This window comes from Arthrobacter sp. NPDC080031 (assembly GCF_040702485.1).
Lineage (GTDB): Bacteria > Actinomycetota > Actinomycetes > Actinomycetales > Micrococcaceae > Arthrobacter.
Genome location: NZ_JBFBLA010000033.1, coordinates 1 through 13,402, shown reverse-complemented (window position 1 = coordinate 13,402; position 13,402 = coordinate 1). Strand labels below are relative to the sequence as shown.

The 13,402-nt window shown below is 64.6% G+C and carries 10 protein-coding genes; 3 read left to right on the top strand and 7 right to left on the bottom strand.

Annotated features, from left to right (window positions below; translation table 11 throughout):
• The first annotated feature begins 3 nt into the window (after positions 1–3).
• Positions 4–1,899, top strand: coding sequence for an ABC transporter ATP-binding protein (locus AB0323_RS21150; protein WP_366179085.1), 1,896 nt, complete (start codon positions 4–6; stop codon positions 1,897–1,899).
• On the opposite strand, the gene AB0323_RS21145 is transcribed toward AB0323_RS21150, so the two are convergent.
• The 6 genes from AB0323_RS21145 to AB0323_RS21120 all read right to left on the bottom strand — a co-directional run bounded on the left by AB0323_RS21145 (position 1,889) and on the right by AB0323_RS21120 (position 9,845).
• On the bottom strand, positions 1,889–2,566 hold the full coding sequence (locus AB0323_RS21145) for a response regulator (protein ID WP_366179084.1): 678 nt from the start codon (positions 2,564–2,566) through the stop codon (positions 1,889–1,891). The genes AB0323_RS21150 and AB0323_RS21145 overlap by 11 nt on opposite strands.
• A complete protein-coding gene (locus AB0323_RS21140) occupies positions 2,563–5,235 on the bottom strand; it encodes an ATP-binding protein (protein WP_366179083.1) in 2,673 nt (890 codons plus the stop codon). The genes AB0323_RS21145 and AB0323_RS21140 overlap by 4 nt, the downstream gene beginning before the upstream one ends.
• A gap of 63 nt (positions 5,236–5,298) precedes the next feature.
• Positions 5,299–5,925: a potassium-transporting ATPase subunit KdpC gene (gene kdpC, locus AB0323_RS21135; protein WP_366179082.1), complete on the bottom strand. Its 627-nt coding sequence runs from the start codon at positions 5,923–5,925 to the stop codon at positions 5,299–5,301.
• Positions 5,926–5,934: 9 nt separating this feature from the next.
• A complete protein-coding gene (kdpB, locus tag AB0323_RS21130; RefSeq protein ID WP_366179081.1) occupies positions 5,935–8,094 on the bottom strand; it encodes a potassium-transporting ATPase subunit KdpB in 2,160 nt (719 codons plus the stop codon).
• Positions 8,091–9,758 carry a potassium-transporting ATPase subunit KdpA gene (gene kdpA, locus AB0323_RS21125; protein ID WP_366179080.1) on the bottom strand — a complete coding sequence of 556 codons (1,668 nt, stop codon included), beginning with the start codon at positions 9,756–9,758 and terminating at the stop codon, positions 8,091–8,093. The genes kdpB and kdpA overlap by 4 nt, the downstream gene beginning before the upstream one ends.
• A gap of 6 nt (positions 9,759–9,764) precedes the next feature.
• Positions 9,765–9,845: a potassium-transporting ATPase subunit F gene (locus tag AB0323_RS21120; RefSeq protein ID WP_366179127.1), complete on the bottom strand. Its 81-nt coding sequence runs from the start codon at positions 9,843–9,845 to the stop codon at positions 9,765–9,767.
• 385 nt (positions 9,846–10,230) lie between these two features.
• On the opposite strand from AB0323_RS21120, the gene AB0323_RS21115 reads away from it, so the two are divergent.
• The gene (locus AB0323_RS21115; protein ID WP_366179079.1) at positions 10,231–12,207 is read left to right on the top strand and encodes an amino acid transporter; all 1,977 of its coding nucleotides are present in this window, start codon (positions 10,231–10,233) and stop codon (positions 12,205–12,207) included.
• A 44-nt stretch (positions 12,208–12,251) separates the two neighbouring features.
• Here the strand turns inward: AB0323_RS21115 and AB0323_RS21110 are convergent, their stop codons facing one another.
• On the bottom strand, positions 12,252–12,488 hold the full coding sequence (locus AB0323_RS21110; protein ID WP_366179078.1) for a hypothetical protein: 237 nt from the start codon (positions 12,486–12,488) through the stop codon (positions 12,252–12,254).
• Positions 12,489–12,675: 187 nt separating this feature from the next.
• On the opposite strand from AB0323_RS21110, the gene AB0323_RS21105 reads away from it, so the two are divergent.
• Positions 12,676–13,344: a hypothetical protein gene (locus AB0323_RS21105; protein WP_366179077.1), complete on the top strand. Its 669-nt coding sequence runs from the start codon at positions 12,676–12,678 to the stop codon at positions 13,342–13,344.
• Positions 13,345–13,402: the final 58 nt, after the last annotated feature.

Genomic DNA, 13,402 nt, shown 5'->3' with positions numbered 1-13,402 from the left:
CTTATGACGGAGAACATCCTCACCCAAAATCCCCATCGACCGGGCGCTGGAGCCCGAAATCCCGGCCGCGGCCCCGCCCGCCTCAATCCCGCCGACCGCACGCAGTTAAAGCAGCATCCCGTGAGCCTCAAACGGATCGCCGGGCTGTTCACGCCGCACAAGATGACCATTGCCGCCGTCGTGCTTCTCATCAGCGCGTCCAGCATCATCGGCCTGGCCCAGCCGTTCCTGGTCCGCCACATCATCGACGTCGCGCTGCCCGGCAAGGATCTTCCGCTTCTCGCATGGCTGGCCGCCGGGTTGGTTGCCGTAGCAGCCGCAACCGCACTCATCGGCGTGCTGCAGACCTGGATGACCACGGGCATGGGCCAGAGGATCATGCACACGTTGCGCACGCGCTTGTTCACCCACTTGCAGCGGCAATCACTGGGATTCTTTACCCGGACCCGAAGCGGCGAGGTGCAGTCTCGGTTGAACAACGACATCTCCGGCCTGCAGCAGGTCATCACCTCCACCGCGACCGGTGTTGCATCCAACCTGACCACGGCCATTGCCACCGCCATCGCCATGGTGGCCATTTCACCCGGGCTCTCGCTCCTGTCCCTGATAGTGATCCCGCCGGCTGTATGGTTCACCCGCCGCGTGGCCCTGCTCCGGCGCAACATCACGTCCACGCTCCAGAGCGAACTGGCCACCATGAACACGCAGGTCGAGGAAGGACTGTCGGTCTCCGGCGTCCGGCTCTCCAAAACGCTCGGAACCACCAAGCGCGATGCCCACCGCTACACGGAAAGCTCCAGGCGGCTGATCGGCCTGGAGATGCGTTCCCAATTGGCCGGCCGCTGGCGGATGTCTACGATGGGCATCATCTTCTCGGCCATTCCGGCGCTCATCTACCTCGCCGCTGGACTGCCCGTCACGAGCGGAGGCATGACCATCGGCACGCTCGTGGCGTTTACCGCGCTGCAGTCCGCCATCTTCCGTCCCGTCATGAGCCTGCTGGACCTCGGCGTCCAATGGGTCACCGCGATGGCCCTGTTCAGCCGCATCTTTGAGTACCTGGACCTGACCCCCGAGATCACGGCCCCGGCGCGGCCCGTCGCCCTGGACCCGGCCGCAGTGCGCGGCGAGGTCCGCTTCGAGGGCGTCCGTTTCGCGTACGACGGTGGCACTGATGTCCTGCTCGGCATCGACCTCACGCTTCCGGCCGGCACCAGCACCGCAATCGTGGGCCCCACGGGCTCCGGGAAATCGACGCTGGGCTCGCTGGTCCCCCGCTTACATGACGCCACAGCGGGACGGATCATCATTGACGGGGTTGACGTCCGCGACATCGCCCCTGAGGACCTGACGAAAATCGTGGGTGTCGTGTCCCAAGAGACGTACTTGATTCACGACACCATCCGGGAAAACCTGTTGCTGGCCTCGCCCGGCGCGGACGACGCAGTCCTGTGGAGCGCACTGGCCGCCGCGCAGATCGCGGACCTGATCGCGGGCCTGCCCGACGGCTTGGACACCATGGTCGGCGCCCGTGGCCACCGGTTCTCCGGAGGAGAACAGCAGCGCCTGGCCATTGCCCGGACCATCCTGCGCAACCCCAAAGTTCTGGTCCTCGACGAGGCCACCTCCGCCCTGGACAACGCTACCGAGGCCCAGGTCCAGGCGGCGCTCGACCGGCTATCCGTTGGCCGGACTACGCTCACCATCGCCCACCGGCTTTCCACAGTGGAGAAAGCTGACCAGCTTGCAGTGCTGGCCCGGGGTGCCCTCGTTGAGTTCGGAACGCCCGGCGAACTCCGTGATGCCGGCGGCGCGTATGCGCGGCTCGTCGGGGCCGGAGGGGCCATGGAGCTTGAAGATCAAGGCGTTCCAGCCCTGGCAGCCAGGCTCACGGCATGAACCGGTACCCGATCCCGACCTCGGTGATCAGGTGGCGCGGGTTCCCGGGCTCCGGTTCGAGTTTCCGCCGGAGCTGCGCCATGTACACGCGCAAGTAGTTGGCTTCCTTGGCGTAGGCCGGGCCCCAGACTTGGCTGAGGAGCTGCTGCTGGGTGATCAGCTTCTCAGGATTGCGCACGAAGAGATCCAGGATCCGCCACTCCGTAGGCGTCAGCCGGACGTCTTCGCCGTCGCGCGTCACCCGCCTCATGGCAAGGTCCGCAGTGAATGATTCAGTTACCAGCACGGGTGCTTCTTCGCCCGGATCTGCGGTGCGCCGCAGGATCGCCCGGAGGCGCGCCAGCAGCTCGTCGAGCCCGAAGGGCTTGGTGATGTAGTCGTCCGCGCCCGCGTCCAGGGCTTCAACCTTGTCGTCGGAGCCGTGCCGCGCGGACAGGACCAGGATGGGCACGCTGCTCCACTCGCGCAAGCGGGTGATTACCGTGGTTCCGTCGATGTCCGGCAAGCCCAGATCGAGAATCAAGACCCCCACCGGGTGCTGGGCCGCAGAGCGCAAGGCCGATTCGCCGTCGGCCGCGGTGGCTACGGTGTAACCGTGGGCCTGGAGCGTGATCCGCAGCGCCTTGACGATATGGGGATCGTCGTCCACCACCAGGACGTTGCTCATCTTGCCTCCCCGGAGACGCTATCTGAGCTGCCCGACGGCGGCACGTGGCGACGCTCTAAAAGAACCGATTGCGCTTCCATGGGCGCCTGGGCTTCCTCATTCGGGAACGCGACCCCTGTGGAGAGCGGAAGCCGAATGACCATGGTCAGGCCGCCGCCCGGAGTCTCCTCCGCGGTGAGCGTGCCTCCCATCGCTTCCGTGAATCCCTTGGCCACGGCGAGCCCCAGGCCAACCCCGGTGGTGGTAGGGACGTCGTTGAGCCGCTGGAATGGCTGGAACATCCTAACCACGCTTTCGGCGGGGACTCCTTGGCCGTGGTCGATGATGCGCAGCTCTCCGGACGGCCTCCCATCCAGGGTCGAAGAACTGAAGCCACCCGCGGCTCCCACCAGCACCACGTCGGAATCCGGCGCGTACTTAATGGCGTTCTCCACGATGTTTGCAATGACGCGTTCCAGCATTCCGGCGTCGGCGTCGATCTCCGGCATGTTTCCGGGCAGGTCGACGCGCACCCGTCCCGGCTGTACGCCATGCAGGGCGGCCGGGATCACTTCGTACCAGCGCACCGGGCGAATGAGGGCGTTCACCGAGTCGGAGGTAATGCGGGACATGTCCAGGAGGTTCCCCACGAGGACGTCGAGCCTGTCCGAGCATTCTTCGATGGTTGCCAGCAGTTCTTGCTCTTCCTCGGGCGTGTAATGGACGTTGCTTTGCCGCAGGCCGCCCACGGCCAGTTTGATGCCGGCCAGCGGCGTCCGCAAGTCATGGGACACGGCGCGCAGGATGGAGGTGCGCATGGAGTTGCTCTCCGCCAAGCGCCTGACCTCACGTCGGCTCGCGGCCAGTTGTCGTCGCTCAAGCTGGGCGGCAAGGTGCGCGCCGAAGGCGCTGAGCAAACGGCGGTCGCTGGCTGGCAGAACGCGGCCGGACAGGACCAACCGGGTTCCGGCGTCGACCTGTTCGGTGTTTTCGCCGCTGTCGGGAGGGAGGGGTGCGGCCTCTCCGGCCTTCGCGACGAGCCGCCAGCCGGTGGCCGCCACGCCGGTGGCCGACGAGCCGGTGGCCGACGCGCCGGTGGAACCCGCGGCTCTGTATAGTGCCGCACCGCGCATCTGGAACACGTCGAGGGCCTGGTTCAAGAGTCCTTCCACGGTGTCGTCGGCGCTCGATGCCCCACGCGTGAGATCGCCCAGGGTGGTGGCCTCGGCACGGGCACGGGCGGCCTCCTTGGAGCGCCTGGCCGAAACGTCCACCACGGCCGCCACAGCGGCCGAAACGCCCACGAAGACCAGCAAGGCAAGGATGTTGTCGGGGTCGCTAATGGTCAGGGTTCCCACGGGCGGTATGGAGAAGAAGTTCACCAACAGGCTGCTCCAGAATGCACCGAGCAAGGCGGGCCACAACCCGCCGACCAATGCCACGCCAACCGAGCCCGTGAGCTGGAGGAGCACCGCCGTCGCAATGCTGTGAGAAGGGCTCGCGGCCAGCAGGAGCTGCAAAAGAACCGGAAGGACCACCGCCATTGCAAATCCAACGATCACCCTGGTGCGGCCAAGGTCCCGCTGGCGCGGACGGTCGACGCCCCGGCCACCCAACGGATGCGAAACCATGTGCACGTCAATATCGCCGGAGTCACGTACCACCCGGTTGCCGATCCCCCGGCCGGTCAGCCTGGCGACGAGACTCCGGCGTCGGGAAATCCCGACGACGATCTGCGTCGCGTTCACGCTGCGGGCGAAGTCAAGCAAGGCCTTCGCCGGGTCCTCCCCTGCCACGGTGTGGTAGCTGCCGCCCAAATCCCGGACCAACAGGCGCTGGGCTTCCAGCGCCTGGGGAGATTCCGAGGCCACACCATCGGCGGCGCGGACGTGCACCGCGAGCAAGTCGCCGCCGTTGACGCGCTTGAGGATCCGGGCGGCCCGGCGGACGAGGACTTCGCCTTCGGGGCCTCCGGTGAGGCCAACGACTATGCGTTCGCGGGCGGGCCAGCTCGCCTCGATCCCCTGTTCCGAACGGTATTTCGCGAGCCCTTCGTCCACCCGGTCAGCCAGCCACAACAGTGCCAGTTCCCGCAGTGCCGTCAGGTTGCCCATCCGGAAATAGTTGGACAGCGCGGCGTCGATCTTGTCGGCCGAATAGATCTTGCCGTCGCCCAGCCGTTGCCGCAACAGCTCCGGTGAAATGTCCACGAGGTGGATTTGATCGGCCCGCCGCACCACGTCGTCGGGCACTGTCTCCGCCTGCCGGACATCCGTGATGGCGCTGACGACGTCGCCAAGGGAAGCCAAGTGCTGCACGTTGACGGTGGAGAGGACGTTGATGCCGGCGTCGAGCAGTTCCTCGACGTCTTGCCAGCGCTTGGGATTACGGCTTCCGGGGACATTCGAGTGGGCGTATTCATCGACGACGGCGGTGCGCGGCTTGCGTGCCAGGACCGCGTCGAGGTCCATCTCCTCGAATGCGGTGTCCCGGTACGCGATGCTGCGCGGCGGGATGACTTCCAAGCCGTCCATCAAGGCACGGGTGTCGCTGCGCCCGTGGTCCATGGCGAAAGCCACCACCACGTCTTCACCACGCCCGCGCAGCCGGTGGGCTTCTTCGAGCATGGCGTAGGTCTTCCCTACCCCCGGGGCTGCCCCGAGGAAAATGCGCAGCGTTGCCCGTGCCATGTGGTCATTCTTTCACTTGTTGAACGCGGCGGTTGCTCCCGCGGATCCTGGCCCGGGCTTCCCTCACTTGGCCGGCGCCGCTGAGGCGGGCGCCGCTGCGGCTACGTCCAGGTTCAGCTCCGTGACGTTGACGGACGGCTGCCCCAGGAAGGCTTCAAGACCGGTGACGGTGCGCCGGTCCACCATGGCCTGCACCGTCTCAGGACTCAGCCCGTGTGCCTTGGCCACCCTGGGCACCTGGAGGCGGGCATACGCTACCGAGATCTGCGGGTCCAGCCCGGAACCGCTCGCCGTCACGGCGTCGGCCGGTACGTCCGATTCCTTGACCCCCTCTGCGGCGGCGATGGCAGCACGGTTGGCTTTGACGGCGTCGAGCAGCTTGGGATCGTTGGGGCCCAGGTTGCTGGCGGTGGATGCCCCCGGGTCCCACTTGGCTGCCGAGGGGCGGGCGTGGAACCACAACGGGTTCTGGATGCCGGCGTCGTTGGCAGAAACTTGGGCAATCAGGGCCGAAGCGGCGGGCTTGCCCGCCGCGTCTTTCACGATGGAGCCATTGGCTTGGAAGGGCGCAACGGCCTGGCCGATACCGAAAACCACCAGCGGGTAGATCAATCCAAGGACCACGGTGGCCAGGATCAGGAACCGCAGGGCCGTTCCTGCTTGCCGAAGATATCCGGGAAGGGTATTCATGATGGACTCCTAGCCGATGCCGGGGATGAGGGAAATGAGCAGGTCGATGAGCTTGATCCCGATGAAAGGCGCTATGAGACCGCCCAGGCCGTAGATCGCCAGGTTCCGGGCCAGGGCCTGGTTCGCCGAGACGGCACGGTATTTGACGCCTCGCAGGGCAAGCGGAACCAGGGCGATGATGATCAAGGCGTTGAAGATCACCGCGGACAGGATGGCCGAGGAAGGCGAGGCCAGGCCCATGATGTTCAGGCGGCCAAGCCCCGGAAACACCGAGGTGAACAGGGCCGGGACGATCGCGAAGTACTTTGCGACGTCGTTCGCCACCGAGAACGTGGTCAGGGCGCCGCGGGTGATGAGCAGCTGTTTGCCGATGCCCACGATGTTGATGAGCTTGGTGGGATCCGAGTCCAGGTCCACCATATTGGCAGCTTCCTTGGCGGCCGGCGTGCCCGAGTTCATGGCGACGCCGACATCCGCCGCTGCCAGCGCGGGGGCATCGTTGGTGCCGTCGCCGGTCATGGCCACCAGCCGCCCTTCGGCCTGCTCTTCCTTAATGACGGCCATCTTGTCTTCCGGAGTGGCCTCGGCAACGAAGTGATCCACCCCGGCTTCGGCGGCGATCGCCTTGGCCGTGATGGGATTGTCCCCCGTGATCATCACCGTCCGGATGCCCATCTTCCGCAGTTCGGCGAATCGGGCGTGCATGCCCGGCTTGACCACATCGGCGAGGTGGATAGTCCCCAGGACGCGGGCTCCGCCGTCGTTCCCGACGCCGGCCACCAACAGCGGGGTGCCGCCCTGGGCCGAGATCTCCTGCACCTTGTGGTCGACCTCCGCGGGCGTCTGGCCGCCGGCGTCGGCGACGAACTTCGCGACGGCGGCTGCGGCGCCCTTGCGGATCTGCCGCCCATCGAGATCCAGTCCGCTCATGCGGGTGCTGGCGCTGAACTCCACAACGGCAAAGTCCTCCGAGCCCTTCAGGAGGGCAGCCAGGTCCGGGCCGCTGACGCCTTTTTCTGCCGCGAGTTCCACGATCGAGCGTCCCTCGGGCGTTTCGTCGGCCAGGCTGGAAAGCCGGGCTGCTTCGATGAGTTCGGTCCGGTCGACGTCGTGGGCGGGGAAGAAGTTGACCGCGCGGCGGTTGCCGTAGGTGATGGTGCCGGTCTTGTCGAGCAGGAGCGTCGTGATGTCTCCGGCGGTTTCCACGGCGCGGCCGGACGTAGCCAGGACATTGTGCTGCACCAAGCGGTCCATGCCTGCGATGCCGATGGCCGGCACGAGCGCCCCGATGGTCGTGGGGATGAGGCAGACCAGCAGCGCCACCAGCACGATCGGCGAAGGCGTTGCACCCGGCAGGGAAGCGAACGGCGCCAAACTCATGGTGACCGCCAGGAACACGATGGTGAGCGAGACAAGGAGGACGTGGAGGGCGATTTCGTTGGGGGTCTTTTGCCGAACGGCGCCTTCCACGAGCTTGATCATCCTATCGATGAACGTTTCGCCCGCCTCAGCCGTGATGCGGACGGCGATGCGGTCCGAAAGGACCTTGGTGCCGCCGGTCACCGAGGAGCGGTCGCCGCCGGATTCACGGATGACGGGCGCCGATTCACCCGTGATGGTGGATTCGTCCACGCTTGCCAGGCCTTCGATGATCTCTCCATCGGAGGGGATGATGTCCCCGGCTTCGCAAATGACGACGTCGTTCTTCCGGAGTTCCGTTCCCGGTACTTCCTTCAGGGTGCCATCGGCAAGCCGAAGCCGGGCTACAACACCTTTCCTGCTGGCTCGGAGGCTGTCTGCCTGGGCCTTGCCCCGGCCCTCTGCGATGGCTTCGGACAAGGTACCGAAGAGCACGGTCAGCCAAAGCCAGATTGTCACCGAGATGCCGAACACGGCTGGTTTGAGGATGCAGATGGCTGTGCAGAGGGCCGCTCCCACCAGCACGGTGAACATCACGGGAGAGTGGATCATCTGGCGCGGCCCCAGCTTCCGTACTGCGACCGGCAGGGCAGAGCGGATGCTGGCAAGGTCCAGTTTGGCCGGTGCCTTGGTGTGGTGTTTGTGCTCCCCTGGAGTACCCAGGGGATTGCCGTCCGCGTAGGTCTGGGCGGCGGTGTCCGAGGCTAATGCCGTGTTGGACTTGGTAGTTGCCGTGCCGGACTTGGTCATTTGAGGAGTCCTTCTGCGAGGGGGCCCAAGGAGAGGGCCGGGAAATAGCTCAAGGCGGTCATGATCACGGTGACGCCGAGCAAGAGGGAACCGAAGAGCCAGCCATGCGTCGGGACCGTTCCGGATGATGCCGGGATCTTGGGTTGTTTCGCCAGGGAACCCGCCAAGGCGAGCACCAGCACGATAGGCACATAGCGGCCCAGCAACATGGCAAGGCTCATCATCACGGACAGATATGGTCCGGAGGTGGTGATCCCGCCGAAGGCCGAGCCGTTGTTGTTGGCTCCGGAGGTGAAGGCGTAGAGCACTTCGCTGAATTGGTGCGGTCCGGAGGCCGGCGCGTTGGCCACTGCGTCCGGAAGCAGGACGGTGATCCCGGCCAGGGCAAGCACCAAGGTGGGTGTCACGAGGATGTACATGGCCGCGAGCTTCATTTCCCGCGGTCCGATCTTCTTGCCCAGGAATTCGGGAGTGCGGCCCACCATGAGCCCGGCGATGAACACGGAGACGATCGCGAGGATGAGCAGGCCATAAAGCCCCGACCCCGTGCCGCCGGGGGCCACTTCGCCGAGCATCATGTTCACCATGGCGACACCGCCGGCCAGGGGCGGGAGGGAATCGTGCGCGACGTTGACCGCACCGGTGGATGTCAGGGTGGTGGCCGTGGCAAAGATGGAACTCGTGGCCGGTCCCAGCCGCTGTTCAAATCCTTCCCCCAGACCTCCTGCCGCAGCGGTTGCCGTTCCCTGCGCAGAGGCGACGGCCCAACCCATCAGTGCCGTGGATGTCAGCCAGAGCGTGCCCATGACCCCGGCTACCGTGTACCCCTGCCGCTGGTCTCCGACCATGCGGCCGTAGGCATATGGCAAAGCAAAGGGGATGAGCAGGAGCAGGAAGACTTCGAACATGCTGATGAAGACATTCGGATTCTCGAACGGGTGGGCAGAGTTGGCGTTGAAAAAGCCGCCGCCGTTGGTTCCCAGTTCCTTGATGGCTTCCTGGGAAGCGACCGGACCTCCGGGGATCGTCTGGGTGACACCCGTTGCCTGGTTCACGACGTCGGTGGACCAGAAGTTCTGGACCACGCCGCCGATCACCATCACAACGGCCACAAGGGTCGCCATCGGGAGCAGCACCCGGAACGAGGTGCGGGCCAGATCCACCCAGAAGTTTCCCAACCTGTCCGTCCGGGTCCGCGCGATGCCGCGGATCAGGGCGACCACCACTACGATTCCGACGGCAGCGGAGAGGAAGTTCTGCACCGCCAGGAGGCACATCTGCACGAAGATACCCACGGTGGCTTCGGGGACGTACGTCTGCCAGTTGGTGTTCGTGGCAAAGGAGATGGCCGTGTTCATGGCCGTCCAAGGATCTACGCCGGGCAGGGAATTGTTCCCGGGCAGGACACCTTGGAGCCGCTGGAGCAGGAACACCACCAGGATGGACACGGCGGAGAAGACCAGCACGCTGCGCAGGTAGATGGACCAGCTCTGTTCGGTATTTGGGTCCACCCCGGACAACCGGTAGAACAGCCGTTCCACGCGGGTTGACTTCTTGCCCTCGAATACGCTGGCGAGGTAAACGCCCAGCGGCTTGTGCGACAAAACCAACAGCAGTAGCAAAATAGCGACTTGGGTGACGAAGGAGGCAATGCTGAAAACCATCCGGAATCACCACCTTTCCGGGTGGATCAAGACGGCCAGCAAGTAGCCGAACAAACTCAGGCCTGCAATGAACAGGACCAACCACATCACGGCGTCCGCGCTCACTGCCCGTTCACCGGCCCATCGCCGTCGACGATTTTGCCCAGAAGGTGGGCAATCCACATTACGATCCCCATGGACACCACGAAGATCCCCACAACAGCCACGTCGGCCACTGGAACGTCCTTTCATCCGCGCCCCGTTTGCGGGGCTGATGTCAGTCAACTCCTTGGCAGGCCGCGAAAATCGGTTCCTGATGGTTCCTTAACACGGCAAGGCCGAATCTTGACGGCTTCTTAACAGGTGCGACGCTGCTTCCGGGACATCGACGTTAAGGATTCATCAAGATCGCCCTCAACCAGCGAAAACACCTGTAGTCGGTGCTATCTTCAGCAATGATCGCGGTGCCTGCGCGTCGCGCGGAAAGGACACCATGACTACCTTGAGCAGGCCCCCGGCTGATCCTTCGGCCCCACGGCCCAGTGGTATGTCTTCCTTGCGGACATGGTTGCTGTTCGGACTGCAGGACTCCAAAGGATCGCACCAAGGCCCAGGTGCGGTGGGCGATTCCCATCTGAAGAAGCATTCGTGGTGGCAGGTCATGTGCCTCACCGGCGTCGACTACTTCTCCACGCTCGGCTACCAGCCGGCCATCGCAGCCTTGGCCGCGGGAGTGATCTCCCCCTTGGCCACCATCGTGCTAGTGGCCGTAACCCTGTTGGGCGCCCTGCCTGTGTACCACCGCGTCGCCGGAGAAAGCCACCGCGGCGAGGGATCCATCGCCATGCTGGAGCGCCTCTTGCCACGGTGGGGAGGGAAGCTCCTCGTCCTCGTCCTCCTCGGGTTCGCGGCAACGGACTTCATGATCACCATGACCCTCTCGGCCGCGGATGCCACGGCCCACGCGATCCAGAATCCGCTCGCCCCGGGCTGGTTGCAGGGACAGAACATCCTGGTGACGTTGTTCCTGCTGGCCCTGCTGGCAGCGGTATTCCTGCGTGGATTCAAGGAAGCCATCGGCGTGGCGGTCGTTCTCGTCTTCGTCTATCTGGGCCTCAACGTCGTCGTCGTGTTCTCAACGTTCGTGGAGGTGTTCGCCCATCCGGTCGCAGTGGGCGACTGGTGGCATGCACTGTCGACTTCACACGGAAACCCGTTCATGGTGATCGGTATCGCGCTACTCGTTTTCCCCAAACTCGCCTTGGGCCTGTCCGGTTTTGAGACCGGAGTCGCCGTGATGCCCCAGATCCGTGGACGTGCCTCGGACACCGAGGAAAACCCTGCCGGACGGATCAAGGGAACCCGCCGCCTCCTGACCACGGCAGCAGTCATCATGAGCTCATTCCTTATCGCTACGAGCTTCACCACCGTTGTGCTGATTCCGGATCAGGAATTCCAGCCCGGCGGCCAAGCTAATGGACGCGCCCTGGCGTTTTTGGCGCACGAATATCTCGGCGTGGGGTTCGGCACCGTCTACGACCTAAGTACCATCGCAATCCTGTGGTTCGCAGGCGCCTCCGCCATGGCTGGGCTGCTGAACCTGGTACCGCGGTACCTGCCGCGATACGGAATGGCACCGGGATGGGCCCGGGCAGTGCGCCCGCTGGTGTTGGTGTTCACCCTCATCGGGTTCCTGATCACCTTCCTTTTCAACGCCGACGTCGATGCCCAGGGCGGTGCGTATGCCACCGGCGTCTTGGTGCTGATGACATCGGCAGCCGTGGCGGTGACCCTCTCCGCGCGCCGCTTGAGGCAGCGCAAGCGCACTGTCGGATTCGGCATCATCGCCCTCGTCTTCATCTACACAACAATTGCCAACATCTTCGAACGTCCCGAAGGCATCCGGATCGCCGCGATCTTTATCGTGGGAATCATCGTGATCTCCCTGCTTTCCAGGATCCGGCGCTCCTTTGAACTCCACGCCACCCACGTCCACCTGGACCGCCAGGCGCTCGAGTTCATGTCCACCAACCTGAGCGGCCCGATTGCGCTCATCGCCCACGAACCCCTCCGACTCACGGCGGAGGCCTACCGGGACAAACTCACCTCGGCAATCGAGGTCAGCCACATTCCCGTGGATTACCAGGCGCTCTTCCTCGAAGTGATCGTGGATGATTCATCGGACTTCGAGACCGCACTCGAAGTCCACGGCGTGGTCCGGCACGGACACCAGATCCTCGAAGTCCACGGACCCGTGGTCCCGAACACCATTGCGTCGGTGCTGCTGCACATCCGCGACGTGACCGGCCTAATGCCGCACATCTACTTCCGCTGGACCGAAGGCAACCCGGTCATCAATCTCCTTCGCTTCCTATTCCTCGGCGAAGGAGAGATCGCCCCGGTCACCCGGGAAGTCCTGCGTGAAGCCGAACCCGATGTCAGCCGGCGCCCGTGGGTCCACGTGGGCTGAGGGCGGCTTGACCTGAAGGGCAAGGTGCCCTGGCAGCCGTGCTGTCAGGGCCGCTCCAGCACCTCGCCGTTCGCCACCGCTTCGATCCAGTCGACCGCCTCGTCCGAGAAATAGAATCCCGAAGGCCCACTCCGACCAACCCACCACGCATCGGAAGTAATGACGCCTCCAACTTGGGTGATCTCTTCAACCACTTCCGGAGACACCGCGTCGCCGTTGTTCTCGATCAGCCATTTCCGGGTAGACGGCTTCAGCTTTGGCCACCAGTGCTCGATACTCATGGCCGAAGTCTGCCATGCCTGCCGCCATTGCTCGACGCCTGCCCGTTAAGAGAGTGCTAAATCTGCGCCTGCCGGCATATGTATCCCATTAAGATCCGGGAGAGCGCTGTGTTCGGTGATCTGATCAAAGGGAGGAATCCACAGCCATCCGGGCTATGAACGGTCCTCCACAGGAGATGAATTCACGATGAAGCGCATTGCCCTGACCAAGGGAACGGTGCCCGATGCCAAGGTCCCGGGCACGCGCCCGAAAGATTACGTCGTGGTCGATGACGTCGGCGAGTTCACGTATTACCCGTCCGAGGGCGCGATGCTGGAAGACCTCGAGTACGTGGACGAAGCAGCTTGCATCCTTGACCGGGAAGGCGACAACTGCCGCCTCACCCTGGATAAAAACAGGAACCTGTGCCTTGGCCGATCGTTCGGGCCTGTGGAATTCAACTGGCTCCGCCAGGCATGGAAGAACAACCGGCACCGGAACCTGCAGGCACATCGCCTGCAGCGTTTCTTCCCGGCAACCCGCGAGGCCCTCGTGGCCGAATTGTTTGAAACCCTTACCCTCGAATGCGCCGGAAGTTCCAACGGGACGGCGTGGGTGCTGGAGGTCGTCGGGGAAGAAACACACCCGGCGACGCTGAGGGACGTCGATGGGCTGCTCGCGGGGCTGGAGCACCTTGAGCAGGCCACGGTGCGGGACCCTTTCGGCCATGAATACCGGCCAGTCCGTCACCGGACCCACCGGCGCCTCGCCCCGGGCGCGGGCTCGATCTACTACGTCGAGATCCACCCCCGCAGACGCGAACTCCTGCGCCCAGGGGTCGGGACTGCCCCCGGTTTTGTTGACTCCTTGACCTAGCGAGCTTGTGCTCGTGGAAGGATGTTGACCATGCCCACAGCTTATGGGGCGGAGTTCC